Source organism: Cupriavidus sp. KK10 (assembly GCF_018223725.1).
Taxonomy (GTDB): Bacteria; Pseudomonadota; Gammaproteobacteria; order Burkholderiales; family Burkholderiaceae; genus Cupriavidus; species Cupriavidus necator.
Map to the genome: position 1 here is coordinate 3,925,395 of NZ_CP073677.1, position 26,878 is coordinate 3,952,272.

The following is a 26,878-nucleotide window of genomic DNA, read 5'->3' on the forward strand; positions in this document are numbered from 1 at the left end:
ACCCGGACACTGCAGCACCGACCGCGCCGGCCATGCACGCATAGCGTGCCGCGCCGGCGCGCGCGTCATCGACAGGAGACAACAGCATGACCCAGGGACGCCGCACCTTCCTCAAGCAATCCTCCGCACTGGCCGCCGGCCTGGCCGCCGGCCCGCTCGCGGGCCTGTCATCGGCGGCGCACGCCGCGCAAGACTGGCCCACCCGCCCGATCCGCCTGGTGGTGCCATACACCGCCGGCGGCTCGTCGGACATCATCGCGCGCCTGATTAGCAAGCAGCTGGGCGAAGCGCTGGGCCAGTCAGTGGTGGTGGACAACCGCCCCGGCGCCAACGGCAACGTCGGCGCGGCACTGGTCGCGCAGGCCACCGACAACCACACGCTGATGCTGTGCGATATCGGCGCGCTGGCGATCAGCCCGTCGGTCTATACCAAGCTGACCTTCAATATCGCCAAGGACCTCAAGCCGGTGTCGATGCTGGCCTACTCGCCGCACCTGCTGGTGGTGCATCCGTCGGTGCAGGCGGCCAGCGTGAAGGAACTGGTGGCGCTGTCGCAGCGCAGCCAGCTCAACTTCGCCGTGACCGCCATCGGCAGCGCGCCGCACCTGGCCGGCGTGGCGGTGGAGCAGGCCACCGGCGCCAAGTGGCAATACGTACCCTACAAAGGCGGCTCGCAGGCCATTGCCGATACCGTGGGCGGCAGCGCCCAGGTGCTGATGAACGGCATGCTGGCCACGCTGCCGCACGTGCAGTCGGGCAAGCTAAAGCTGATCGCCCAGTCCAAGCGCACGCGCATGCCGCTGCTGCAGAACGTGCCGACCATCGCCGAGCAGGGCGTGCCGAATTTCGAATCCGGAACGTGGCAGGGGGTGATGGCCCCGGCCAGCATGTCCGATGCGATGGTGGCGCGCATCAGCGGCGAGTTGATCCGCATCATCCGCGCGCCGGATCTGCGCGCGCAGCTGGTGGCCCAGGGGGCGGAGGTGGTGACGATGACGCCGGGGGAGACTGGGAAGTTCTTTGTTGCCGAGCAGACGCGATGGGCGGGGGTGGTGAAGCAGGCGGGGATCAAGCTGGAGGCTTGAGTGGGAGCTAGCGGACCGCAGCAGGTTCTTCACAGATTTGCGGGTGTGGCTGGTTTTGGCTTGGTGCCATGCGCTCGGGTGTCGCTCTTGACTAGCGTGGGCTGTTTCGCCGGCGTAGCCGGCGAGTCACTTTTTGTCCGAGCGACAAAAAGTAACCAAAAAACGCGTCGCCTATGCGGCTGGCAATCAATTCCACGGCGTTGGTGGTTCGCACGGTGGTGCTTGCCGTTTGGGCGTGGTTGCTCGTTCGACCCTGCTACGCCATGTGAGTCAGGGATAGTGCCTGCGTTAGCCCACTATTGAACGATCCCCATGCGGGGCGTAGGCCGCCTGCTGCAAACGGCATCGCGGGGACGCCTACGGCTGCTGCGCGGGCTCAAAATGCGCTGACGGTCATCGGGCGCTTGCGCGAAGCGCAGCCCACGCGGGCCTGTCAGTTTTTTTGTGTGCAGGGCAGTTAAAGGCTCATCGTCATTTCGACCGGTGAGCCAGCATTATCTCAACGATGTGGATGGGTGAAGCGCTCCTCGTAGAGGATTGCAAACTGGTTCATGGCAGCCTTCCAGTCATGCGTTGAACTGCCCCACTTCCCGGTGATGTTGCGCAGGGCCAGCCACAGCAGCTTGGTCGCCGCTTCATCGCTGGGGAAGTGACCCCGCGTCTTGATGATCTTGCGCAGTTGGGCGTTGACGCTCTCGATCGCGTTGGTCGTGTAGATGATCTTGCGGATCGCCGGCGGGAACGTAAAGAACGGGATCACCTGGTCCCACGCGCGACGCCAGGACGCGGCGATCGGGGTGTACCGCTTGCCCCATTCCCCTTGCTCGAAGGCCGCCAGCTCGGCCAGCGCAGCCTCCACGGTGGGCGCGGTGTACACGGGCTTGAGCGCCGCAGCCACGGCCCGGCGCTCCTTCCAACTGGCGTACTCCAAACTGTTCCGGATCAGATGCACGATGCAGGTCTGCAGCGTGGTGTTCGGGAACACCGCGGCCAGGGCCTGTTCCATGCCCTTAAGACCATCGGTCACCGCGATCAGTATGTCCCGGGTGCCACGGGTCTTCAGGTCGTTGAACACCTTCATCCAGAACTTGGCACCTTCGGTGGTCTCGATCCACAGGCCCAGGATGTCGCGCGTGCCGTCCGGCAGCACGCCCAAGGCCAGGTAGACGGCCTTGTTGCGCACCACGCCGTCCTCACGCATCTTGACCCGCAGCGCGTCGAAGAACACGACCGGATACATCACCTCAAGCGGGCGGGCCTGCCAGGCAGTGACTTCGTCCATCACTGCATCGGTCACCGAGCTGATGAACTCGGGCGAGACCTCGGTGCCGTACTGTTCGGCCAGAAACGCCTGGATCTCGCGCACGGTCATGCCACGGGCGTACATGGCGATGATCTTGTCGTCGAACCCGGTGAAGCGCCGTTCGTGCTTGGGAATCAGGATCGGATCGAAGCTGCCATCGCGGTCGCGCGGGATGTCCACCCTCAGCGGGCCATCCTCGGTCAGGACGGTCTTGGCGCTCTTGCCGTTGCGCTGGTTGGCCGTGCCGGCCGGGCGCTCCGCGCCCGGCTGGTAGCCCAGGTGATGGCCGAGCTCGGCGCCCAAGGCGCGCTCGATCAGGGCCTTCTTGAACGCCATCGAGGCGTCCTGAACCGCCTCGGCGGTCATGGGGCCCTTCACGAAATGGGCGATCAGGTCCTCGGGAATGGCCGGCAGCTCACGGTCTGCGGCTTGGCTGGTTTTCGTCTTGCGTGGCATACATGCTCCTTATCGACATGTTATGCCCTAAACACAAAATTTCTGACAGGTCCGCCCACGCCCGCCAAGAACAACACCCGACCGCATGGCGGCCAATCCAAAGCAGCCCCGTTCGCCAAGGGCTCCCCTAATCTAGCGAAGTCCCCAATAAGAAAAGGCCCCGCGTACTGCGGGGCCTGCGGGATTAACCCTTCACCGCTTCCGGCAACAACGCCTGCGGCAAGTTCTGATAACAAACCGGCCGCAAGAACCGGTCAATCGCCGTCGCCCCCACTGAAGTCGAACGCGCATCCGAAGTCGCCGGGAACGGCCCGCCATGCACCATCGCATAGGCAACCTCAACCCCAGTCGGATAGCCATTGCACAGCACCCGCCCGGCTTTGCGTTCCAGCACCGGCAGCAGGCGCCGCGCGGCCGCCTGGTCGGCATCGTCGAGCTGCATCGTCGCCGTCAGCTGGCCCTCAAGCTGCCGCGCCACCGTCAGCATCTCGTCGAGATCGCGGCACACCACCAGCACCGTCGACGGCCCGAACACCTCGGCCTGCATCCGGTGATCCGCCATGAACTGCGCCGCGGTGGTCTCGAACATCACCGGCCGCGCCTGGTTGGCCCCGTTGCCGTCGACGCCGTCGCCAATGCGTTGCAGACCGTCGAGCGACGACAGCTGCGCCACGCCTTGCTCAAAGGCGGCATGGATGCCGGGCGTCAGCATGGTCGCTGCCGGCTTGCCTTGCAGCGCGCCGAGCGCCGCTGCGCGGAACTTGTCGAGCGCGGGGCCTTCAATGCCGATCACCAGCCCGGGGTTGGTACAGAACTGGCCGACGCCCATCACCAGCGAATCCACCAGCTGGCGGCCGATTTCCTCGCCGCGTGCATCGAGTGCCGCCGGCAGCAGGAACACCGGATTGATGCTGCTCATCTCCGCATACACCGGAATCGGCTGCGGGCGGCGCTGGGCAGCCTGCATCAGCGCCAGGCCGCCGGCGCGCGAGCCGGTGAAGCCCACCGCCTGGATTGCCGGATGCGAGACCAGTGCCGTGCCGATGGCATTGCCCGCCCCGACCAGCAGCGAGAACACGCCTTCGGGCAGGCCCGCGTCCTGCACGGCCTTCTGGATCACGCGTCCCACCAGTTCCGACGTGCCCAGGTGCGCCGGGTGTGCCTTGACCACGACCGGGCAGCCCGCGGCCAGTGCCGAGGCGGTGTCGCCGCCGGCCACGGAGAAGGCCAGCGGGAAGTTGCTGGCGCCGAACACCGCCACCGGGCCGATGGCGATGCACTGCATGCGCAGGTCCGGGCGCGGCGGGTTGCGCTCGGGCAGCGCGGCGTCGAAGGTGGCCTGCTGCCAGCGGCCTTCGCGCAGCACGGTGGCGAACAGGCGCAGCTGGCCGGCGGTGCGGCCGCGCTCGCCCTGCAGGCGCGCGATCGGCAGCGCGCTTTCCATATGGGCGCGTTCGGTCAGCGTGTCGCCCAGCGCTTCGATGCCGGTGGCGATGGCTTCGAGCAAGGCCGCGCGCTGCTCTGGCGTGGTGTTGCGGTAGGTGTCGAAAGCGGCTTCAGCCAGCGCACAGGCGCGCTCGACCTCGGCCTGGCCGCCGCCATGGAAGTCAGGGCCCAGGGCTTCGCCGGTGGTGGGATTGATGGCCTGCAGCAGGGCTTCGGTGCCGCGCACGGCTTGCGCGCCGATCAGCATGTCGCCGGTGATGTGCATGGAAGGATTCCTTGTCAGCGTTTGAATGGGAAAGCCGGCCGGAGGGCATATGCCCCGCGGCCGGCCTGTCGCTATGCAGTGCGAGGACGGGCTTACGTTGGCGATTACTGCGGGCCGAGCTTGTTGATCAGCGTGCCCAGCATCTCCATCTCCTCGCCGGTCAGGTCGGTCAGCGGCGCGCGTACCGGGCCGCCGTCGCGGCCGACCAGGCGGGCGCCGGCCTTGACGATGCTCACGGCATAGCCGGCCTTGCGGTTGCGGATGGCCAGGTAGGGCAGGAAGAAGTTGTCGAGCAGGCGGCCCACGGTGTCGTGGTCATCCGCGGCGATGGCGCGGTAGAAGTCCATCGCGGTCTTGGGGATGAAGTTGAACACGGCCGACGAATACACCGGCACGCCCAGCGCCTTGTAGGCCGCGGCATAGACCTCGGCCGTGGGCAGACCGCCGAGGTAAGAGAAGCGGTCGCCCAGCTTGCGGCGGATGCTGACCATGGCCTCGATGTCGCCCACGCCGTCCTTGAAGCCGACCAGGTTGGGGCAGCGCTCGGCCAGGCGTGCCAGCTGCGTCGCATCCAGCTTCGAGTTGGCGCGGTTGTAGACGATCACGCCGATGTCCACCGACTTGCAGACCTGCTCCACGTGCGCGGCAATGCCGTCCTGGCTGGCTTCAGTCAGGTAGTGCGGCAGCAGCAGCACGCCGGCCGCGCCCAGGCGCTGGGCTTCCTGCGCGTAGGCGATGGCGGTGCGGGTCGGGCCGCCGGCGCCGGCCAGGATCGGCACCATGCCGGCGCAGGTGCGCACAGCCGTGTCGACCACGGCCGAGTAGTCCTGCGGCGTCAGCGAGAAGAACTCGCCGGTGCCGCCCGCAGCGAACAGCGCGGTGGCGCCGTAAGGGGCCAGCCACTCCAGCCGCGCGGCGTAGGCGTGCGGCGCGAAGTCGCCCTGGGCGTCGAAGTCGGTGATGGGGAAGGACAGCAGGCCTTCAGAGACGATTTTCTTGAGTTCGTTGGGTGCGAGCATCGCGGCAATCCTGAGCGGGCCAGTGGCCCCGGGTGGCAGTGGCGGCTGACTGCGACGGCGCAGGTCATCCGAGTTATCAGTCATCGTACGACAAGGTTTTAGCGAAGGCAATAGAGCAGGCGATCATTCGGGGTTAACCGGGATGGGGCCGGCGTTTCCGCTGGAGAGCCTTGCGGGCGCCAAAAAAACGACAGGAACGCGCAGTCAGGGGCACTTCATGCCTGCGATGGCGGCGGTCGTACTGTGGTGAGGCCCGGTGAGGCTGGAATGTGATGTTGTAGGACAACGTAGGTCAGGCGGCTCCCTGCCGGCGCGCCGTCCACTCAGGAAATTTGAAACACCGATGCAAAGCTGCCGGTGCACGGGTCCCCGGCGACTGGCACACTGGCAACCTGGACTGACGGGGAGAACATGGTGGGAGAGTTACAGGCCTTGCTGGAGAATCACGGGCTGATGCTGGTGTTCCTGAACGTGCTGGTCGAGCAGGCCGGGCTGCCGGTGCCCGCGTACCCGATGCTGTTCGTCGCCGGCGCGCTGGGCGTGCAGGACACCGGGCCGTCGATCGGCGCGGTGCTGGCGGCGGTGATCTTTGCCTGCCTGATTGCCGATACCGGCTGGTACTTCGCCGGACGCCGGCTGGGGCAGCCGATGCTGCGCACGATCTGCCGGGTATCGATTTCGCAGGACTCGTGCATCCGCCAGACCCAATCGCTCTATCTGCGCGTGGGGCCGCGCTCGCTGGTGATTGCCAAGCTGCTGCCCGGTGCCGGGGCCTTGTCCACCGCGATGGCGGGCATGACGGGCACGCCGTTGCCGGTGTTCCTCTTCTATGACGCCATCGGCGCGCTGGTCTGGGCTGGCAGCGCCTTGCTGATCGGCGTGGTGTTCAGTGATTTCATCGATGCCATCCTGGAGGCGTTCAGCGCCTACGGGCATATGGCCGTGGTGGGGCTGTTGGTGGCGTTCGCGCTGTTCCTGGCGTGGCGCTGGTGGCGCCGCCTCCGGCTGCTGCGCCGCACGCGGCGCGTGCCGCGCATGACGGTGGATGAGCTGGAAGCGCGCCGGCTCGCCGGCAGCCTGCCGGTGGTGATCGACGTGCGCGCCCACGGCGACACGCCGATGGAGCGCATCCCCGGCTCGGTGGTGCTCGACATGCAGGGCGCGCTGGACAGCCTGGACGCGCTGGGCGTGCCGCACGCCGGGGCCGACATCGTGGTCTATTGCGCCTGCCCCAATGAACTGTCCGCCGCGCTGCTGGCCGAGCGCCTGCGCGTGGCCGGCTACCCGAAGACCTGGGCCCTGGCCGGCGGCTTCGACGAATGGAAGCGGCGCCACGGCGGCACCGCGCCGACCGAGGCGGCCAACCAGCCAGGGCCGGCCGAAGCCGCCTGAACCTGCCAGGCCGTCGGCGCTGCGCTCAGCGCTTGCCCGCGGTCTGGAAGACCGACAGGTCCGGGTAGACCGCGCGGATCTTATCCCACTCGGCGGCATTGAAGAACTGGCACTTGCCGGCGCCGAAGCGCTTGGACACCTCCACGCAGAAGCGCACGGCTTCAGCGATGTCGATTTCATGGTTGGCCGAGGTCGCGCTGCCCGACACCACCGACTGCGCCGTCACCGCCACGCCGACCACCGGCGCCTGGGTGGCCACGTGCGGCTGCATGATGCTGTTGAAGTGGTACAGGCCGTTGTGGTACGGCGTGATGTCCTGCTGCGAGATCGGGAAGGTCACCGCCGGGCAGCCGGTGGTGGACTCCATGGTCGCCACCAGGTCTGGCGCCACGCGCAGGATGTAGCCCTGCATCGCCGTCGGCGAAATCGCAAAGCCGCGGTGCTTGATGATGCTGTTGCCCTTGGAGGCATCGATCGACAGGATCGCGTCCATCTCGGGCAGCACCTGGTAGTCGTTCATGGTGTCGGACGAGACCGGCATGCCCATGAACGGCACCGGGTCGTGCGGCTGCATCGAGACATTGGTCGACAGGTGCGTGGTCACGATCACGTCGCCCACCAAGTGGTCGCCGCGCGCCTTCATCTGCGCCAGCTTGAGCGCCACCGCCAGGCAGCCGATCGGACCGTCGGCGTCAGACACCAGCCCCACCAGTTCCGGGCGCGCGCCGATCGCGCCGTTGCGGCCGATCACGCCCAGCGTCGGCGCACTGCCGCCGCTACGCTTGCCCGTGGCGCCGGGGATCACGATGGTGATGAAGTCGGTGGTGTTGGCAGTGTTCTCGGGCGGGGCGTTGTGGACCGTGGTCACTTCCACGCTCACGCCGGCGCCGGCATAGGGCACGAACAGTTCGCTGACGACCGCACCGTTGGCGTGCGGGCTGTCCAGGGCTTCATGAATGACCAGCGTCTGCTGCAGGGCCATGGCTTTCTCCAAATGATGTGCCCTGCCCGCGCGGCGCGGGCAGGGCGTCTACAAAAAGTCAGAACTGGTGGCGCAGGCCGACCATCATCGTGGTCTGGCTGTCGCGCCCGTCCAGCGGCTTGCCGCTGCCGCCGGTCCAGCTGGTGGTGTTGTTGCCGAACAGGCCCGACCAGTCACCGTGCACACGGTCGTAGGCCAGCGCCAGGTAGGCATCGGTGCGCTTGCTGAAGGCGTAGTCGGCGACTGCGTAGGCAGTGGTGCGGTTGCCGCTGAAGCCGTCGGCGCGGGTGCGGTTGTGCATCACGCTGCCGATCAGCGTGACGTTGCCGGTGACCGGGTAGCTCGCGCCCAGCGTGAAGAAGTCGTCGTGGCGGCTGCCGCCGAAGACCGAGCTGATGGCGGCGCGGTTGGTCGGCGTGGCGGCGGTGGACATGCTGGTGATCGTGGCCGTGTCGGTGCCGCCCTTGGAAGAATCGAAGCCCGCGTCGCGGTCGCTGTGGATGTAGTTGGCGAACAGGCTGGCGCGGCCCACCGCGGCCTTCAGGCCGGCCAGGTAGATGCTCGCGGCGCGGCTCTGGCTGTCGCGGGTCTGCTGGAAGTCGCCCACTGCGGCGATGGGGCCGGCGGCGTACCTCACGCCGAACGACATCGACGAGGTCGCGCGGGTGTTGCCCGCGGTTTCGCCCAGCGCGTATTCGGCGATCACCGAAACCGGGCCGAAGTTGCCGGTGTAGCTGACGGCGTTGTCGTAGCGCTGGCCGGTCAGGTAGACCATCCACGCATTGGACGGCGCCGCGCCCACGCCGAGCGGGTCGACGTAGTACAGCATGGTGTTGGCGGTGGTGTACTGCCGGCCCAGCGCCAGCTCGCCCCACTGGTTGCCGATCTTCACATACGCCTGGCGCCCGAACAGCTGCCCCTGCTGGTCCAGCTTGCCGGTGTCGGCCAGCAGGCCGTTTTCCAGCACGAAGCCGGCCTTCAGGCCGCCGCCCAGGTCTTCAATGCCGCGCAGGCCGAAGCGGCTGCCCGACAGGAAACCTTCGCCACCTTGCTGCAGCCCGATCTGGGCATCGCCCGCCGGGTTCGAATGGGACTGGTAGGTCAGCGCGGTGTCAATCACGCCGTACAGCGTCACCCCGGACTGGGCCATCGCGGCGGCCGGTAGGCCCAGCAGCAACGGCAGTGCCAGGCGGCCCGCGTGGCGAGTGGTGTGGCTCATCTTGTTTTCTCCTCCAGAAGGCAAAGGGGGGCCCGCGCGGGCGGCACGGCGCGGCCCGCGAGGCGGCTTTCTCTTTGTTGTGCCCGGGACCGGCCCGGGTCAGTGCGTCAGCGGATCAGGGCAGTGCCGCCGGCTCAGGCAGCAAAGCCCGGCCAGTCCGGCATCCCGGCCGGACCGGTGATCTGCGACAGCGGGAACGTCTCGCCTTCGCGAATCGTTTCGGCCTTGCCTTCGGCCGGGAACCACAGCGCATGGCGCTCGCCCAGCACAGTGCCGCGCGTGCCGTCCGAGAACAGTGCCGAACCCTCCGGCAGCGCAAACACCTGCTCCGGCGCGTTGATGTGCAGGAACTCGGCCAGGCGCTCTTCGCGGCTTTCGCCGTTGTGGCCGGCGGGCTTGCCGCTGATGAAGTGCGGGTTGATCTGGAACGGCACCAGCCCCAGCGCGCGCAGCGACGGCGGCTGCACGATGGGCATGTCGTTGGTGGTGCGGATGGTCGGGCAGGCGGCGTTGCTGCCGGCGCTCCAGCCGACGTACGGCATGCCCGCGCGCACCCTGGCGCGGATCGCGTCGACGATGCCGGCGTCGTACATGCGCTTGAGCAGCGCAAAGGTGTTGCCGCCGCCGACCGCGATGGCCTCGGCCTGCTCTACGGCGCGCAGCGGATCGGCGCTGTGGTGGATCGATTCCAGCGCGTAGCCCAGCGTCTCGAACACCGGCTTGACCATGCCTTCATAGGTGTCGAAGCTGAACGTCACGCCGGCGAACGGAACGAACAGCACCTTGCGCGGCTCGCGCCTGAGCAGCGTGTGGATCTGCTCGCCGGCGTGCTCGAGGTAGCCGTGGTTGTCCTTGCGCGAGCTGCTCATCAGAAGGATGCGTTGGGTCATGTCTTGGTTTCCGTCAGGAGAGTCTGGTGAATTTCAATGCGGGATCAGGCGATCGCGGCGCGGATCAGCGCGGCCACGCGGTCGATCTCTTCATGCGTGTTGAAGTAATGCAGCGAGACGCGGGCCATGGTGGACACGCCGTAGCGCGCCAGGATGGCGTCGGCCATGAAGTTGCCGGCTTCGATGATGCATTGCTGCGCTTCCAGCGCTGCGACGATGCGCGCCGGGTCCACGCCGCGCACATTGAACGGCACGATGCCGATGCGGTTGGCCAAGTCGGCCGGACCGTACAGGTCGAAGCCCGGGATCGACGCGAACTTTGCCACCGCATACCCGGTCAGGTCGCGCACGCGCGCTTCGATGGCGTCGATGCCGATGGCGGCGGCGTAGTCGATGGCGGTGCCCATGCCGAGGATCGCCGGCACGATCGGGCAGCCAGCCTCGAAGCGCCTGGCACCAGCCACCAGCGACAGCGCGCCGGTGGCGCGGTCATAGGCGCCGTTCCACCAGCCCACCAGGGCGGGCTCGACCTGCTCGATCAGCGCGCGGCGCACATACAGGAAGCCCGAGCCCTCGGTCGCGCGCAGCGCCTTGCGGCCGCAGCCAGCCAGGAAATCGCAGCCCAGCTCGGCCACATCCGAGCGCAGCATGCCCACGCTCTGCGCCGCATTGACCAGCGACAGCACGCCGTGGCGGCGCGCCACCGCGCAGATCTGCTTGGCCGGCTGCACCGCACCCGTCGAATTGGGCAGGTGCGAGAAGGTGAGCAGGCGCGTGCGCGGGGTCACGGCGCCCTCGAACGCCTCGGGCGAAAGCAGCCCTTCGGCATTGGCCGCGACGATCTTCACGACGATGCCGTGCGATTGCTCCAGCCGGCGCCAGGGCAGCAGGTTGCTCAGCATCTCGGTGTCGGCCACCAGCACTTCGTCACCGGCCTCCCAGGCGATGCCGCGCGCGACGATCGAGATGCTCTCCGTGGCGTTCTTGGTGAAGGCGACTTCGTCGGCGGCGCAGTTGAGCAGCCCGGCCAGCTTGCCGCGCACCGCTTCCACGCGCGTATAGGTCTCTTTGCGGAAGGCTGGCAGGTAGATGCCGACATGGCCGGTATCGAGCAGGTAGCTGCGCACGGTATCGAGCACCGCGTCGGGCGGCAACGAGGCCGCGGCGGTGTCGAGATAGATGGTGGAGGCCGTCAGCGGGGTGTCGGCGCGGATGGCCTGGATGGCTTGGATATCCATGGAACGTCTCGGGTAATGACAGGCGGGACGCGGCGGCCGCGCCCCGAGGTAAGACTCAGTTGCGCACTTACTTGCGCAGCTTGGTGACGGAGCCGAAGAAGCTGAACAGCGCGTCGCCGGCAATCACGCCGCCGGCGAAGGCGCTCATCTCGGCCACGTGCTTGTCGCCGCGCAGGCGCTGCAGCACGAAGCGGATCGCCAGGCCGGCCAGCACGGCCCAGCCGGCCAGCGGAGAGGCAATCAGCATGCCGGTGGAGAGCAGGATGCCAAGCTGGCGCCTGGAGCCGCCGATCAGCTGCAGCAGCGCGCCGGGGATGGCCCAGATCACCAGGTTGCGGGCAATTTCCGCCGACGAGCCCGCCTTGATCGAAGCCGCGTAGACGCGGTCCACCGGCGGGATCATGTTCTGCGCGAAGAAGGTGCGGTGGAACACCAGCACCACCACCGCGGCCACGGCAAAGCCGATCATCGCGGCCAGGAACTGCTGCTTGCGCCCGGCCAACTCGGCCTCCATGTCGCGGCCTTCGCCACGCAGCAGGTAGCCGGTCTTGAGGTCGTAGCCCATGTCGGCAAAGGCCGGGCCGGTGGCGGCGGAGAAGCCCACCAGCACCGCCAGCGCCGTCGGCGGGAAGCCGATCAGGATGCCGATGGTCAGCGTGATCAGCGCCACCGCGAAGGCCGGGAACCAGCCCGAATGCATTGCCGCGATGCCGACGATCAGCTCATGCGCATAGGCGGCAAAGGCGGCATACAGCACGAACACCACCAGCATGCCCAGCGACATGTCAGAGACATGGCCGGCCAGCACCGAGATCAGCAGCGCAATCGCCAGGTAGATCAGGAAGCCGCCCGACAGGATGCGGCTCGCGCGCGAGGCCGGGACTTCGATGGTGCGTGCGTCAGCGGTCGGGGCGTAGCGCGCGCGGCGGATTTCATTGGCGACCTGGAACAGCGCGACGATGCCGGCGCCGATCATCAGGCCGTGCGGGATATAGGCCTTGGCGATGTCGATGCCGGTCAGCGCCACCGAATAGCCACGCACCAGCAGGCCGATGCCGAACATGGTCAGTGCCGCCAGGTTGCCCAGGAAGGCCGCGCCGAACGCGGACATCGGCACGCCCAGCCAGGCGCCGCCCACACCCACGGCAATGCCCAGGCCCAGGAACGCGGCCTTGCGTCCGCCGCGGTCGCCGGCCCAGATGGCCTCTGCCGTGGCGATGCCGGCCGGCCAAGTGCCGGTGGCGGGGAAGATCCTGCTGCCGAACAGGAAGTACAGCATCGCGCCGTCGACGAACATGGCGATCACCGCGCCGATCAGCATCGGCGTGGCCAGCTCCGGCATGCCCATCGCGTATGGCACGCCGATCGGGATCATCAGCGAGTTGGCGGCGCCGAAGGTGGCCGACGAGATTGCCGTCTGCACCAGGTTCTGCCGCTCCAGCACGCGGAAGCGCCGCGTGATCTCCAGCGGGATGCGCGAGAACACGATCGCGATCAGCGCGCCGATGATCGAGGTGTTGGCCGAGATCCCCAGCGACACGATCAGCTGCATCCCGATCATGGCGCCGAATACCGACAGCCCCACGGAGACCAGCAGCAGCAAGGGCTCCATGAAGCGTGTCCGTGTTGCAGGCTGCGCCGCCATCGGCGCGTTCAGTTGTGTTGGCATGGTCATGTTGTCCACCGCTCCCCGTAGTGTTGTCTGGTTTTGTCTGTTGTGTGTGATGCCTTGCGTGCGCTCAGCGCATGAAACCCGCCACCGGTCCGATGGTGTTGCGCGTGGTGCGCAGCGCCTCCAGCAAGCGCGGCACCGCCTCAGGCGTCAGGCGCTGCAGCGGGCCGGCGATGGCCAGCGATCCCACCACCGCCTGGGTGTCGCGGTGGCGCAGCGGCAGCGCCAGCCCGGCCACCGTGGCGGCGGATTCCTCGCAGGTGTAGGCCCAGCCGTCGGCGCGGATCTGATCCAGCCGTGCTTCCAGTTCTGGCGCGTCGCCCGCTACCTGGCGCCGGAACGCTTCCGGCTGGAATGCCAGGATGGCCTTGGCGTGCGCGCCCGCGTCCAGCGCGAAGCGCTGGCCCACTTCGATCGAAAAGCGCAGCTGGTGCTGGCTCTGGGCGATATCCGTGCACAAGCCCTCGCCACCGTCCAGCCACGACAGGAACACGGTCTCGCCGCATTCGCGCGCCAGCGCTTCCAGCGCGGGCTGCACCACCTCGGCCGGCGAAAGTGTCTTGCGAATCACTTGTCCCAGCTCGAACCAGCGCAACCCTAGGCCGTAGCGGCCAAGCGCGTCCTGCACCAGGAAGCCATTGCCGGCAAAGGTCGCCAGCACGCGATGCACCACGGCGTGGTGCACGCCGCTGTGGCGCGCCAGTTCGCGCACGCCCCAGCTGGGCTGGCGGGCGGTGAAATGGGTCAACAGCGCCAGGGCGCCGTCCAGGGTCTTGAGCATGGTGAGTGGTTGCGTCAACTGCTTGTGTCTCTATATAAGAGACACCGTCTCTGATACAGAGAAATGCTAGGCTTCGGCCAGGCTCTCAACAATCAGGGTTAACGCGGGGCCGGCTGGCCGCGCCGGGCGAATGCCGGCGCCGGCAACGGCGGAGCGCCGCCGCCTATACTTGGCGCAGACCGACTGCTACCGGGAGGGCGCGCATGGCCGCGGAACACCACGGAACCGGCGGATCTGGCGACGAGGCCACCCGCATCGCCCAGCGCCGCCGCCAGCTCGGCATTGCGCCGCGCGCCGACGATGGCCAGCGCAACTGGGCCCTGGCGCTGTCCGGCGGCGGCATCCGCAGCGCCACCTTCTGCCTGGGCGTGATGCAGGCAATGGCGGGCACCGCGATGCCCGCCAAGGCGGCAGCGCCGGCCCCCGCGCCGGAGGCCGCGACGCCGGCGGCCGCCACCGCCGCCGCGGCGCAGACCGTGCCGGGCCTGGCCTCGCTGCTGGCGCAGTTCGACTACCTGTCCACCGTCAGCGGCGGCGGCTACCTCGGCGCCTTCTTCGTCAGCCTGTTCGTGCCCGGCCGCCTGCACCGCGGCGCAGGCCCGGTCCAGGCCGCCACCGACGCCTATCACACGCTGCAATGCGAGCCGCCGGGGCGCATCCATACCTCGGTGTCCTACGCCGCCGACCCCGGCCGCGGCGCGGTCGCATGGCTGCGCGAGAACGGCCGCTACCTGTCGCCCACCGGCGCCGGCGACAACCTCTATGCCGCCGCGCTGGTGGTGCGCAACTGGCTGGCCATGCATTTCGTGATCGGCAGCGCGCTGCTGATGCTGCTGGCTGCGCTGGCGCTCGGGCAACACATTGCGGTGGGGGTTTCCTACGGGTTGGGGCGCCATGAGATGGACCTGCTGCACGACGCGCGGCAGGCCTACAACCAGGGCGAATGCGCGATCTGGTGGAGCACGCTGCTGTGGCTGCCGCTGGCCACCGCGCTGGCTGGCGCGGTGCCGCCCGGGCTGGCCTACTGGCTGATCTACCCGCGCGCCAACGATCCGCAGGCGACGGCCCGCTTCCTGAGCCCCGCGCCGCTGCTTGCCACGCTGCTGGGCCTAATGCTGCTGGCCGCGGCGCGCTGGTCGGAATGGCTCGGTTCGGGGCTGGTCATCGGCAAGCTCTTTGCCGCGCTGGGCGTGCTGACGTTGCTGGGCGTGCTGTGGTGCCTGGCGCTGCTGCAGGGCGAGCCGCGCACCGTGGCCGCCTACCGCGTGCGTGCCACGCGCGCACTGCGTGGCGCGCTGACGCTGACCCTGTGGCTGGCGGCGCTGGGCATTGCCGACACCATCGCACGCACTGCTTACCTGTTTGCCCACCAGGCCCACCACCAGTGGGGCGCGGCGCTGCCCGCAACCGTGCTGGGCGTGCTGGTCTGGCTCGTGCGCTACGGTTCGCGCTGGCGCGATGCCGGCCGCCAGGGCAGCACCGACACGCCATGGCGCGCGCTGTGTGCCCGGCTGCCGGTATCGCTGCTGGCGGGCGCGGTGGCGGCCGTGCTGGCCCTGCTGTTGTTCGTGCTGTGGTCGTGGCTGGTGCTGTGGGTGCGCTGGGACGGGCGCGAGCCGGTCGACTGGCTGGTGTTCGGCAACGCCTATACCGGCCCGGCGCTGGCCATGCTGACCGTGGTGAGCCTGGCGCTGGCGCTGGTGGTGGGGCGCTTCGCGGGCTTCCTGAACCTGTCGACGCTGCAGCCGTTCTATGCGGCGCGGCTCACCCGCGCGTACCTGGGGGCGTCCAACGGTGAGCGCTTTGCGCCGCCCGATCCGACGACCGACCAGGACGGCAGCCAGGGCGCCCGCTTCAGCGTGGCCGAGCCCGTGCCCGGCGACCAGCTCAGCCTGAACACCTACTACGATCCGCGCGTGCTGGCGCCGCTGCACCTGATCAACGTCACGCTGAATCTCACCGTCGACCCGGCCGAGCAACTGGTGCAGCGCGACCGCAAGGGCAAGCCGCTGTGCCTGGCGCCCGGCCCCTGCGTGGCGCAGTCCGGCGTGGCGGCGGCGATCCCGCCGGACGCCTACGCGCGCTTTACCATCGACGGCCGGGGTTGCTGCCCCGACGTTTCATGGCCGTCGTCGGGCAAACTGGCCGAATCGCGCACGGTGGGAGATTGGATGGCGATCTCGGGCGCGGCCGTCTCCACCAGGCTGGGGCGCGCGACCACGCTGGGCACATCCATGCTGCTTGGCCTGGCGAACCTGCGGCTGGGCATATGGTGGCCGTCGTATCCGGCCAGCCACGCACGCGAAGGCGGGCGCCGGGGCCGCGCCAGGCGCCATCCGGAACGCGCCACGCATCCGTGGCTGGCCGCGGGCATCGCGCTGTTCCGCACGCAGTACTACCTGGGCTGCGAACTGAGCGCGCGCTTCCATGGCACGCGGCGCGGCTGGCAATTTCTGTCCGATGGCGGGCATTTCGACAACACCGGCGTGTACGAGTTGCTGCGCCCGGGCCGCGATGTCTCGCTGATCGTGCTGTGTGATTGCGGGGGCGACCCCGACTACCGCTTCGGCGACCTGGCCAACCTGATCCGGCTGGCGCGCATCGACCATGGGCTGGAGATCGTGGTCGATACCGAGGCTGCCACCACGCACCCGGTGCTGAGCCGGGTCTTCGGCGTACCGGATGATTTCATGCCGGGCGCGCCGACCGGCGACAAATGCGCGGTGCTGCTCAACGTCTTTCGCACCGGCCCGGAGTGCGGGGCGCCACGCGCACGCACCTGCCGCATCGTGCTGCTCAAGCCGCGGCTGGTGTCATGGGCGCCGGCCGACGTGCGCCACTACGGCGCGACCCATCCCGCGTTTCCGCAGGAGGCCACCGGCGACCAGTTCTTCGATGAGGCGCAATGGGAGAGCTATCGCGCGCTGGGCCATGCGATCGGCCAGCGCGTGCTGGGCGGGGCCGTGGGCAAGGCCCTGCTGGTGTGAGGAGACTGCGCGTCAGCGCACGAAGCCGATGACGTCTTCCAGCCGGCCGCTGGCATCGCGCAGCGCCTCCAGCAGGCGCGGTACCGCGGCTTCGTCCAGCCGCTGCTGCGGCCCGGCGATGGCGACCGAGCCCACCACCGCACTGCGGTCGCGCGACCACAGCGGCAACGCTAGGCCGGCCACGCTGGCGGCGGCTTCCTCGCGCGTATGGGCCCAGCCGCGCTCGCGCACCTCGGCCAGCTGCTGCTCGATGCGCTCGCGGTCCAGCGTCGTGTGGGGGGCCATGCGCGCCAGCCCCTGGCGGTAGACCTCATCGCGAAAGGCATCGTCCTGGAAGGCCAGCATGGCCTTGGCATGCGCGCCCGCATAGAGCGGGAAGCGCTCGCCCAGCTCGATCGAAAAGCGCAGCTGGTGCTGGCTCTGCACCAGTCCCACGCACAGGCCCTCATGGCCATCGAGCCAGGACAGGAACACGGTCTCGCCGCTTTGCGCGGCGAGCTTTTCCAGCACCGGGCGCACGATCTCGTCGGGCGAGAAGCTCTTGCGCACCACCTGTCCCAGCTCGAACAACCGCAGTCCCAGCGAATACTTGCCGGTGGCCGCGTCCTGCACCAGGAAGCCGTTGGCGGCAAACGTGGCCAGCACGCGGTGTACCACCGCGTAGTGCACGCCGCTGTGCTTGGCCAGCTCGCGCACGCCCCAGGTCGGCTGGCGCACGGTGAAGTGGGTCAGCAGCGCCAGCGCACCGTCCAGTGTCTTGAGTGTCATCGCTTGTTCCTTCGCATCGGGCTGCATGGTACGGGCAAGCGCGGCGCGACTCAATCTTTCGTGCCCCGACTATACCCACGCCGCCCGAAGGGCCGCGATCAGGCCCCCAGCACGATCGCGCCGGGGTCACTAAGATAGCGAGCCATATGCATTGCCCGCGTGCGGCACCAGCCGCCCGCCATCCACCACATGAATCACGACTCTATCCCCAACGGCGCAGGCGTCGCCTGGTCCGTGCTGGACCTGGCCCCCATCCCTGAAGGCAGCGATGCCGGCCAGGCCATGCGCAACTCGCTCGACCTGGCCCGCCATGCGGAGCAGTTGGGCTACCACCGCTACTGGCTGGCCGAGCATCACAATATGCCCGGCATTGCCAGTGCCGCCACCGCCGTGCTGATCGGCTATGTCGCCAACGGCACCAGGACCATCCGCGTGGGTTCGGGCGGCGTGATGCTGCCCAACCATTCGCCGCTGGTGATCGCCGAGCAGTTCGGCACGCTGGCCTCGCTCTACCCGGGCCGCATCGACCTGGGCCTGGGCCGCGCGCCCGGCACCGACCAGGCCACCGCGCGCGCCTTGCGCCGCCACCTGTCGGCCGACAGCGCCGATACCTTCCCGCAGGATGTGGAAGAACTGCAGGCCTATTTCGAAGACGTGCGCCCCGGCCAGCGCCTGCGCGCGGTGCCCGGCGCCGGGCTCAAGGTGCCGATCTGGTTGTTGGGTTCGAGCCTGTTCAGCGCGCAGCTGGCCGCGGCGATGGGCCTGCCGTTCGCCTTTGCCTCGCACTTTGCGCCGGGCTTCATGCGCCAGGCGGTGGACCTGTACCGACGCACCTTCCGGCCCTCCGAAGCGCTGGACCGGCCTTATGTGATGCTGGGCCTGAACGTGTTTGCGGCCGAGACCGGCGACCAGGCGCGCCGCCTGTTCAGCTCGCTGCAGCAGCAGTTCCTGGCGCTGGTGCGCGGCACTCCGGGGCAGCTGCGCGCGCCGGTGGATGATATCGAATCACTGTGGACCGAGAGCGAGGCCGACCATATCCGCCGCTCGCTGGCGTGCTCCGTGGTGGGCGATCCCGACGCCGTGCGTGCCGGCATGCAGCGTTTTGTCGATGACCTGCGCCCGGACGAGCTGATGCTGGCCGGGCAGATCCATGACCACCAGGCGCGCCTGCGCTCGTTCGCCATCGCCGCCGATGCGGCGCGCAGCCTGAAGACCTCATCAGCGCTCTGAGCGCCTGCGATGCTCCGGTATGGCGTGCGCCGCACTTGCGGCGTGCGCCCGTGAGCGCGTCTCCCCTAATCCTGTTTGCGCACCGCCGATCCGCTCGGATACATTAGAAGGTCCGAGACACAGAGAGGCACGGCTCCCGCAGCACGCGCCCGACAGTCCGCCCGGTCCACCACCCCATTCATCACCCATGGGGCCGACGGCAGCGACGACAGGAGACAACGATGGACCTGCGGCAACGCGAGCACATCGAGACGGTGGTCCAGGCCACCACATACCTTGCCCCGCCGGCCGTGCTTGCGGACCGGATCGCGCACGACGCCATCATCCAGAACTCATGGCGCCGCTGCGTGCACCAGTACGGCCTGGATCCGTCGCGCATGCAGGAGGCGCGCATCCTGCCGCAGCCGCGCCTGCGCGAACACCAGGAACGTATCGACGACTTCGCGCGCATCGCGCGCCACGGCCTGCAAAGCCTGTATGGGCAGGTGGCGGGCCTGGGCTATGTGGTGCTGCTGACCGATGCGCAGGGCGTGACCGTCGACTATATCGGCGAGGCCCGCAGCGATGCCGCGCTGCGCCACGCGGGCCTGTACCTGGGCGCCGAGTGGAGCGAGAGCGGCGCCGGCACCTGCGCGGTCGGCACCGCCCTGGCCACGGGCCAGGCGCTGACGGTGCACCAGGCCGACCATTTCGACGCCACCCATATCCCGCTGACCTGCACCGCCGCGCCGCTGTTCGACACGCACGGCAACCTGCATGCCATCCTCGACATCTCCGCGCTGACCTCGCCGCAGGCCAAGGACAGCCAGGGGCTGGCGCTGCAGATGGTGCGCATCTACGCCGCGCATATCGAGAACGCCAACTTCCTGCGCGCGCACCGCCGCGACTGGATCCTGAAGCTGAACGTGGCGCCGGAGTTCGTCGACGTCAATCCCGAATACCTGCTGGCGCTGGACGAGGCGGGCCGCATCGTCGGCCACAACCACCGCGCCAGGCTGATGCTGGAAGGCGAGCTGGGTGGTGCACCGGGCGCCACCGTGCTGGGCCAGCGGTTCGAGACGCTGTTCGACGCGCGCCTGGAAGACCTGGGCCATTACGTCTATTCGCGCCCGAGCGAGCAGCGCCTGGTGGCGCTGACCCGCAGCGGCGGCCTGCTGTACCTGAGCGTGCTGCCGCCCGCGCTGCGCTGGCAGGCGTCGCCCGCCGAAACGCAGGTGGAGATGCCGGATGCGCTGGCAGCACTGACCGGCGGCGATGCCGCGCTGCAGCAGCAGTTGCAGCGCGCGGCGCGCCTGGTCGATTCGCCCATCAACCTGCTGATCCACGGCGAGACCGGCAGCGGCAAGGAGTTCCTGGCCAAGGCGCTGCATCTTGCCAGCGCGCGCCGCGGCGGGCCGTTCGTAGCGGTGAACTGCGCGGCGATCCCTGAAACCTTGATTGAAAGCGAATTGTTCGGCCACCTGCCCAACAGCTTCTCCGGCGCAGGCCCGCGCGGCAAGCGCGGCCTGATCCAGGAGGCCGACGGCGGCACGCTGTTCCTGGACGAGATCGGCGACATGCCGCGCGAGCTGCAGTCGCGGCTGCTGCGCGTGCTGGCCGAGGGCGAAGTGCTGCCTGTCGGCGCCGCGCGGCCGGTGCCGGTGCGGCTGCGGGTCATCTCCGCCACGCACCACAGCCTGGAGCAACTGGTGGCCGACGGGCGCTTCCGCGAGGACCTGTACTACCGCCTCAACGGCGCGCGCTTTACGCTGCCGCCGCTGCGTGCGCGCACCGACCTGGACTGGCTGGTCCGCAAGCTGCTGCAGGAAGGGGGCGCAGAAGGCGGCGAGATCACGCTGTCGCCCGCAGCACGCGAGCGGCTGCACCGCCACCGCTGGCCCGGCAACCTGCGCGAACTGCGCAACGTGCTGGAGTACGCGCGCGCGGTCTGCGCCGACGGCTATATCGATGTGCCGGACCTGCCTGACAGCCTGGCGGGACCCGCTCCGTCCGCCGCCCTGCCGCAGCCAGGGCCCGCCCAGTCACCCGCTGCCGCGCCGTTCGATCCGCACCAGTTGCCGCCGGAAGGCATGCTGCTGATGCAATACCTGCGCGCCTCCGGCTGGAACCTGAGCGCGGTCGCGCGGCAGATCGGCGTCAGCCGCATGACGCTGTACCGCCGCATGGAGCGCTACGGCATCCAGTCGCCCAACCGGCGCGACGGCGGCCCAGAGCCCACCGACGCATAAGCCGGCAGGCAGCACGGCGCACGCGCGCCATCCCTGCGATACGGTTGTCCATCCCCTGTACACCTGCGCTGTGACACCTGTCACAGCGCAGCGTCGCTTTTGCCCTTCCGCCTCGGGGTAATCCCTCGGATCCGACCCCGCTGATACCCCTGTTTCCCCGGTTTTCACTGCCTGCGCGCACTGGCACGGCCATTGCAAATACGCTTGGCAAGACAACGACAACAGGAGACAGGCAATGGGGCACGCAGCAGGCGCCAGCGCGCAGATCGCGCCAGTGGTCGGCATCATCGCCAACCCGATTTCCGCGCGCGACATCCGCCGCGTGATCGCCAACGCCAACAGCCTGCAGCTGGCCGACCGCGTCAATATCGTGCTGCGCCTGCTGGCCGCGCTGGCGTCCTGCGGCGTGGAGCGCGTGCTGATGATGCCCGACCGCGAAGGCCTGCGCGTCATGCTGGCGCGGCACCTGGCACGCCGGCAGGGGCCGGACTCGGGGCTGCCCGCGGTCGACTACCTTGACATGCCGGTCACCGCGCGCGTTGACGACACCCTGCGCGCCGCGCGCTGCATGGCCGATGCGGGCGTGGCCGCCATCATCGTGCTGGGCGGCGACGGCACCCACCGCGCGGTGGTGCGCGAGTGCGGCGCGGTGCCGATCGCGGGCCTGTCGACCGGCACCAACAATGCCTACCCCGAAATGCGCGAACCCACCATCATCGGGCTGGCCACCGGCCTCTATGCCACGGGCCGCATTCCCCCTGCGCAGGCGCTGGCGTCGAACAAGCGGCTCGACATCGTCATCCGCGACGGCAACGGCGGCTTTCGCCGCGATATTGCGCTGGTGGATGCGGTGATCTCGCACGAGCACTTCATCGGCGCGCGCGCCTTGTGGAAGACCGACACGCTTGCCGCCGTCTACGTGTCCTTTGCCGACCCCGAGGCCATCGGCCTGTCATCCATCGCCGGGCTGCTGGAGCCGGTGGGCCGGCGCGAAGAGGGCGGCCTCGCGATCGAGCTGGCCGCCCCCGGCGAAGGCGAATTCGACCTGTGCGCGCCGATCGCACCCGGCCTGATGTGCACCGTGCCGGTGGCCGGCTGGCAGCGGCTCGAACACGGCCGGCCCCATCGCGTGCGCCAGCGCAGCGGCATTGTCGCGCTGGACGGCGAGCGCGAACTGGCCTTCGGGCCGGACGACGAAGTCACCGTCACCCTGCATGACCACGCCTTTCGCAGCATCGACGTCGCGGCCTGCATGCGCCATGCCGCGCGCCACCACCTGATGCGCCGCCTGCCGCGGCACGCCGCGGCGGGATGACGCGCGGGCACCGCGTCCGCCCGCTTTTCCCCTTTCTTGAAGTGCAACACCTGAAAACGAAGGAGACAGACATGACAGCCAGAGCTTCTCAAGATTCCGCCGCGCTGCCGCTCGATAAGGAGACGTTGCTGACGGTGTACCGGAAGATGCGCACCATCCGCGATTTTGAAGAACGCCTGCACGTGGACTTCGGGCGCGGCGACATCCCGGGCTTCGTCCACCTGTACGCGGGCGAGGAAGCCGCGGGCGTCGGCATCCTGCACCACCTGAACGATGGCGACCGCATCGCCAGCACGCACCGCGGCCACGGCCACTGCATCGCCAAGGGCGTCGATCCGGTGGCGATGATGAAGGAGATCTACGGCAAGAAGGGCGGCTCGTGCAATGGCAAGGGCGGCTCGATGCATATCGCCGACCTGTCCAAGGGCATGATGGGCGCCAACGGCATCCTGGGCGCGGGCGCGCCGCTGATCTGCGGCGCCGCGCTGGCTGCCAAGTTCCGCGGCAAGGGCGAGGTCGGCATCACCTTCTGCGGCGACGGCGCCTCCAACCAGGGCACCTTCCTGGAGAGCCTGAACCTGGCCGCGGTGTGGAACCTGCCGGTGATCTTCGTGATCGAGAACAACGGCTATGCCGAATCGACCTCGCGCGATTACGGCACCGCGGTGGACAGCTACGTGGACCGCGCCGCCGGCTTCGGCATCCCGGGCGTGACGGTGGACGGCACCGATTTCTTCGCCGTCCATGAAGCGGCCGGCGAAGTGATCCGGCGCGCGCGCGAAGGCGGTGGGCCGTCGCTGCTCGAATGCAAGATGGTCCGCTTCTACGGCCACTTCGAGGGCGATGCGCAAACCTACCGCGCCGCAGGCGAACTCGACGATATCCGCGCCAACAAGGATTGCCTGAAGCTGTTTGGCCGCGCCGTGACCCAGGCCGGCGTGGTCGCGCGCGAAGAACTCGACGCCATCGACCGCGAGGTCGCCGCGCTGATCGAGCATGCCGTGCAGGAGGCCAAGGCCGCACCGCAGCCCGGGCCCGAAGACCTGCTCACCGACGTCTACGTCAGCTACTGATCCGCCACGCGCTAACTCAATATCAGGAGACAAACCATGGCTCGCAAACTGAGCATCAAGCTGGCGATCAACGAGGCGATCGACCAGGAAATGACCCGCGACCCCAGCGTCATCATGCTGGGCGAAGACATTGTCGGCGGCGCCGGCGCGGACGGCGAGAAGGACGCCTGGGGCGGCGTGCTGGGCGTGACCAAGGGCCTGTACGCCAAGCACGGCGACCGGCTGCTGGACACGCCGCTGTCTGAATCCGCTTACGTGGGCGCCGCCATCGGCGCCGCGGCCTGCGGCATGCGCCCGATCGCCGAGCTGATGTTTATCGACTTCATGGGCGTTTGCTTCGACCAGATCTTCAACCAGGCGGCCAAGTTCCGCTACATGTTCGGCGGCAAGGCCGAGACCCCGGTGGTGATCCGCGCGATGGTCGGCGCGGGCTTTCGCGCGGCCGCGCAGCACAGCCAGATGCTGACGCCGCTGTTCACTCATATCCCCGGACTGAAGGTGGTGTGCCCGTCCACGCCGTACGACACCAAGGGCCTGCTGATCCAGGCGATCCGCGACAACGACCCGGTGATCTTCTGCGAGCACAAGAACCTATACGGCCTGGAGGGCGAGGTGCCCGAAGGCGCCTACGCGATTCCGTTCGGCGAGGCCAATATCGTGCGCGACGGCAAGGATGTGTCGATTGTCACCTACGGGATGATGGTGCATCGCTCGCTCGAAGCGGCCGCCACGCTGGCCAAGGAGGGCATCGAGGCGGAAGTGATCGACCTGCGCACGCTCTCGCCGCTGGACATGGACACCGTGCTGGAATCGGTCGAGAACACCGGCCGCCTGGTGGTCGTGGACGAGGCCAGCCCGCGCTGCAATATCGCCACCGATATCTCCGCGCAGGTCGCGCAGCAGGCCTTCGGCGCGCTCAAGGCCGGCATCGAGATGGTGTGCCCGCCGCATACGCCGGTGCCGTTCTCGCCGACGCTGGAGGACCTGTACATCCCCAGCGCCGCGCAGATCGTGGCCGCCGCGCGCAAGACCATGAAGGGAGGCAAGCACTGATGGCAACCGCAATTTCCCCCACGATTATCCCGATCGTGATGCCCAAGTGGGGCCTGTCGATGAAAGAAGGCACGGTCAATGCGTGGCTGGTCGACGAAGGCACCGAGATTACCGTGGGCCTGCCGATCCTCGACGTGGAAACCGACAAGATCGCCAATGCGGTGGAGGCGCCCGACGCGGGAACGCTGCGCCGCAAGGTGGCGCAGGCCGGCGACGTGCTGCCGGTGAAGGCGCTGCTGGGCGTGCTGGCACCTGCGGAGGTGAGCGATGCGCAAATCGATGACTATGTCGCGGCTTATGAAACGCCGGCGGACGATGCTGGCGAAGAAGAAGCCGCTGCCGCGTACCAGTTTGCCGACGTCGACGGCATCCGGGTCCGCTATGCCCGCAAGGGTGGCGGCGCCGAAACCGTGCTCTTCATCCACGGATTTGGCGGAGACCTGGACAACTGGCTGTTCAACCTCGATCCCCTGGCCGACGCGTACACCGTGGTGGCGCTCGACCTGCCCGGCCACGGACAGTCGTCGCCGCGGCTCGCGGGCACGACGCTGGCGCAGATGGCCGGCTTTGTAGCGCGCTTCATGGACGAGACCGGGATCGAGGCGGCGCATGTGGTCGGCCATTCGATGGGCGGCGGCGTGGCGGCGCAACTGGCTGTGGATGCACCGCAGCGGGTGCTGTCGGTGGCGCTGGTGTCGCCGGTGGGCTTTGGCGACGCCGTCAACAGCGGCTATACCGAAGGCTTCGTCAGTGCTCAGTCCCGGCGTGAGCTCAAGCCCGTGGTCGAGCTGCTGTTCGCCGACGCGGGGCTGGTCAGCCGCCAGATGCTGGACGACCTGTTGCGCTACAAGCGGCTGGACGGCGTCACCGAGGCGCTGACGGCGCTGGGGCAGGGGCTCTTCGGCGGCGGCCGCCAGAGCGAGCAGCCTGGCCAGCGGCTGGCCGGCAGCGGCAAGCGCGTGCTGGTGGTGTGGGGCGGTCAGGACCAGATCATCCCGGCCGCGCACGCTGAAGCCGCGCCGGCGGGAGCAACCGTCAAGGTCTTTGCCGATGCTGGCCACATGAGCCAGATGGAGAAGGCCAATGACTTCAACGCGCTGCTGAAAAAGCATCTGGCCGGCTGATGCCGCGCGCGGATGGCGCCGCCCCAGGGCGCCATCCGCTCGGCCAGTTCGCCTTGTTCGAATTCAAGACAGGACACCTCATGACCACAGACCTGAAGACCCGCCTGACCGAGATCAACAAGCAATTCGGTGCGCTCGGCCAGGCCCAGCCCGCCGCCATGAGCGCCTTCCAGGGCGTGATGAAGGCCGCCACGCAGGACGGCAGCCTGCCGGCCGCCGTCAAGGAACTGATTGCCGTCGCACTGGCGGTGCAGAAGGGCTGCGACGACTGCGTGCTGTTCCACACCAGTCAGGCGCTGCGCCATCGCGCCACGCGCGAGCAGCTGGCCGAAGTGCTGGCCATCAATATCGAGATGGGCGGCGGACCCGGCGCCATGTATGCGTCGAAGGCGCTGGCGTACTTCGATGCGCTCAACGTCTAGCCTTGCTAGACTCGGCACGTTGCCATCCGGAGGCTGGTGCCATCCCATGCCGTTTGAATTTGTCGATGCGGCCCATGCCGGGCAGGCGGGCAGCGACCCGCTGCAGGATGAGCTGGCCTTGCTGGATCTCGCGGCACAGGGCCGGCAGGTGGCGCAGCTGTGGGAGGCGCCGCTGTCGCTGGTGGTGCCGCGCACCTACCTGCGCCATGCCGCGCTGGAAACCGCGCGCGCCGACTTCGCGCAGCAAGGGTGCCCGGTGTTCCTGCGCATGTCGGGCGGCGGGCTGGTGCCGCAGGGCCCCGGCATCCTCAACCTGAGCCTGGCCTACGCAGTGGGACAGCCGCCGGGTGCGCGCAGCGACGCGGTCTACCTGCACTTGTGCGAGGTCATCGGCGATGCGCTGCAAGCGCTGGGCGTCGACACGCACTGGCAGGCCGTGGCCGGCTCCTTCTGCGACGGCCGCTTCAACCTGGCCTGGGGCCCGCCCGAAGCCGCGCGCAAGATCGCCGGCACGGCGCAGTACTGGCGGCGCGCACCCGCGGCCATGCAAGCGCCCGACGGGCAGCGCCACCTGGTGCTGGCCCATGCGGTGCTGCTGGTCAGCGCCGACCCTGTGCAGATCAACGCGCGCGCCAACGCGTTCGAAGCGGCCATCGACAGCGGCCGGCGCTATGACGCGGGCAAGGTCGTCAGCGTGCGCGAGGCATTGTTGGCCGGCGGCCGCGCGGTCGATGACGACGGCGCGCTGATGGCGCAGGTATCGGATGCGCTGCGGCGAAGCGTCGGGCAGACGCCGCCGCCGGCGTAGCCACTTGAAGCGGGAGACGCCAATTGGCGACCCCAAAAAAATCGCGGCCCACGCGGGGCCGCTAAAAATCGGGAATGCGAGGCGTGTCAGATGCCTCAGGAGACGTTATCGACACAGTGTGG

At 68.6% G+C, this 26,878-nt stretch carries 21 protein-coding genes; 11 read left to right on the forward strand and 10 right to left on the reverse strand.

The genetic code is table 11. The features are described from left to right. Positions 1-86 precede the first annotated feature (86 nt). The gene (locus KB879_RS18345; protein WP_153956455.1) at positions 87-1,085 is read left to right on the forward strand and encodes a tripartite tricarboxylate transporter substrate binding protein; all 999 of its coding nucleotides are present in this window, start codon (positions 87-89) and stop codon (positions 1,083-1,085) included. 499 nt (positions 1,086-1,584) lie between these two features. Here the strand turns inward: KB879_RS18345 and KB879_RS18350 are convergent, their stop codons facing one another. The 3 genes from KB879_RS18350 to kdgD form a co-directional block, all read right to left on the reverse strand. Further along, positions 1,585-2,844, reverse strand: a complete 1,260-nt coding sequence (locus KB879_RS18350; protein WP_211979453.1) for an IS256 family transposase — start codon at positions 2,842-2,844, stop codon at positions 1,585-1,587. Positions 2,845-3,028: 184 nt separating this feature from the next. Then, complete coding sequence (locus KB879_RS18355; RefSeq protein ID WP_211979529.1) at positions 3,029-4,555, reverse strand: aldehyde dehydrogenase (NADP(+)); 1,527 nt, start codon at positions 4,553-4,555, stop codon at positions 3,029-3,031. Between the two features lie 104 nt (positions 4,556-4,659). After that, on the reverse strand, positions 4,660-5,574 hold the full coding sequence (kdgD, locus tag KB879_RS18360; RefSeq protein ID WP_041228511.1) for a 5-dehydro-4-deoxyglucarate dehydratase: 915 nt from the start codon (positions 5,572-5,574) through the stop codon (positions 4,660-4,662). A 411-nt stretch (positions 5,575-5,985) separates the two neighbouring features. On the opposite strand from kdgD, the gene KB879_RS18365 reads away from it, so the two are divergent. Continuing rightward, positions 5,986-6,966 carry a DedA family protein/thiosulfate sulfurtransferase GlpE gene (locus KB879_RS18365; RefSeq protein ID WP_013951837.1) on the forward strand — a complete coding sequence of 327 codons (981 nt, stop codon included), beginning with the start codon at positions 5,986-5,988 and terminating at the stop codon, positions 6,964-6,966. 25 nt (positions 6,967-6,991) lie between these two features. On the opposite strand, the gene KB879_RS18370 is transcribed toward KB879_RS18365, so the two are convergent. The 6 genes from KB879_RS18370 to KB879_RS18395 form a co-directional block, all read right to left on the reverse strand. Beyond that, positions 6,992-7,948 (reverse strand): DUF1177 domain-containing protein, encoded by a 957-nt coding sequence (locus KB879_RS18370; RefSeq protein ID WP_211979530.1) that lies wholly within the window; start codon positions 7,946-7,948, stop codon positions 6,992-6,994. Positions 7,949-8,006: 58 nt separating this feature from the next. Beyond that, on the reverse strand, positions 8,007-9,167 hold the full coding sequence (locus KB879_RS18375) for a porin (protein WP_153956452.1): 1,161 nt from the start codon (positions 9,165-9,167) through the stop codon (positions 8,007-8,009). 134 nt (positions 9,168-9,301) lie between these two features. Further along, complete coding sequence (gene pepE / locus KB879_RS18380; RefSeq protein ID WP_013951840.1) at positions 9,302-10,057, reverse strand: dipeptidase PepE; 756 nt, start codon at positions 10,055-10,057, stop codon at positions 9,302-9,304. Between the two features lie 44 nt (positions 10,058-10,101). Beyond that, entirely contained in the window at positions 10,102-11,295 is a 1,194-nt protein-coding gene (locus tag KB879_RS18385; RefSeq protein ID WP_211979531.1) for an aminotransferase class V-fold PLP-dependent enzyme, read from the reverse strand. A gap of 67 nt (positions 11,296-11,362) precedes the next feature. Further along, entirely contained in the window at positions 11,363-12,970 is a 1,608-nt protein-coding gene (locus KB879_RS18390) for an OPT/YSL family transporter (protein WP_211979532.1), read from the reverse strand. Between the two features lie 64 nt (positions 12,971-13,034). Continuing rightward, entirely contained in the window at positions 13,035-13,748 is a 714-nt protein-coding gene (locus KB879_RS18395; protein ID WP_211982233.1) for an IclR family transcriptional regulator, read from the reverse strand. 203 nt (positions 13,749-13,951) lie between these two features. Here KB879_RS18395 and KB879_RS18400 point away from each other — a divergent pair, with 203 nt between their 5' ends. Continuing rightward, positions 13,952-16,735, forward strand: coding sequence for a hypothetical protein (locus tag KB879_RS18400; protein WP_211979533.1), 2,784 nt, complete (start codon positions 13,952-13,954; stop codon positions 16,733-16,735). A gap of 12 nt (positions 16,736-16,747) precedes the next feature. On the opposite strand, the gene KB879_RS18405 is transcribed toward KB879_RS18400, so the two are convergent. Beyond that, positions 16,748-17,503: an IclR family transcriptional regulator gene (locus tag KB879_RS18405; protein WP_211979534.1), complete on the reverse strand. Its 756-nt coding sequence runs from the start codon at positions 17,501-17,503 to the stop codon at positions 16,748-16,750. Between the two features lie 189 nt (positions 17,504-17,692). On the opposite strand from KB879_RS18405, the gene KB879_RS18410 reads away from it, so the two are divergent. The 8 genes from KB879_RS18410 to KB879_RS18445 all read left to right on the forward strand — a co-directional run bounded on the left by KB879_RS18410 (position 17,693) and on the right by KB879_RS18445 (position 26,756). Continuing rightward, positions 17,693-18,733, forward strand: coding sequence for an LLM class flavin-dependent oxidoreductase (locus KB879_RS18410; RefSeq protein ID WP_013951846.1), 1,041 nt, complete (start codon positions 17,693-17,695; stop codon positions 18,731-18,733). Between the two features lie 221 nt (positions 18,734-18,954). Further along, positions 18,955-20,961, forward strand: a complete 2,007-nt coding sequence (locus KB879_RS18415; protein WP_211979535.1) for a sigma-54-dependent Fis family transcriptional regulator — start codon at positions 18,955-18,957, stop codon at positions 20,959-20,961. A gap of 235 nt (positions 20,962-21,196) precedes the next feature. Further along, positions 21,197-22,276, forward strand: coding sequence for an ATP-NAD kinase family protein (locus KB879_RS18420; RefSeq protein WP_013951848.1), 1,080 nt, complete (start codon positions 21,197-21,199; stop codon positions 22,274-22,276). A gap of 71 nt (positions 22,277-22,347) precedes the next feature. Next, positions 22,348-23,349 carry a thiamine pyrophosphate-dependent dehydrogenase E1 component subunit alpha gene (locus KB879_RS18425; RefSeq protein WP_035824681.1) on the forward strand — a complete coding sequence of 334 codons (1,002 nt, stop codon included), beginning with the start codon at positions 22,348-22,350 and terminating at the stop codon, positions 23,347-23,349. A gap of 36 nt (positions 23,350-23,385) precedes the next feature. Further along, positions 23,386-24,402: an alpha-ketoacid dehydrogenase subunit beta gene (locus tag KB879_RS18430; RefSeq protein ID WP_013951850.1), complete on the forward strand. Its 1,017-nt coding sequence runs from the start codon at positions 23,386-23,388 to the stop codon at positions 24,400-24,402. Then, positions 24,402-25,526 (forward strand): acetoin dehydrogenase dihydrolipoyllysine-residue acetyltransferase subunit, encoded by a 1,125-nt coding sequence (locus KB879_RS18435; RefSeq protein WP_013951851.1) that lies wholly within the window; start codon positions 24,402-24,404, stop codon positions 25,524-25,526. Before KB879_RS18430 ends, KB879_RS18435 begins: the two co-directional genes overlap by 1 nt. 80 nt (positions 25,527-25,606) lie before the next feature. Further along, complete coding sequence (locus KB879_RS18440) at positions 25,607-25,948, forward strand: carboxymuconolactone decarboxylase family protein (RefSeq protein WP_013951852.1); 342 nt, start codon at positions 25,607-25,609, stop codon at positions 25,946-25,948. Positions 25,949-25,994: 46 nt separating this feature from the next. Beyond that, complete coding sequence (locus tag KB879_RS18445) at positions 25,995-26,756, forward strand: hypothetical protein (protein ID WP_013951853.1); 762 nt, start codon at positions 25,995-25,997, stop codon at positions 26,754-26,756. Positions 26,757-26,878 lie beyond the last annotated feature (122 nt).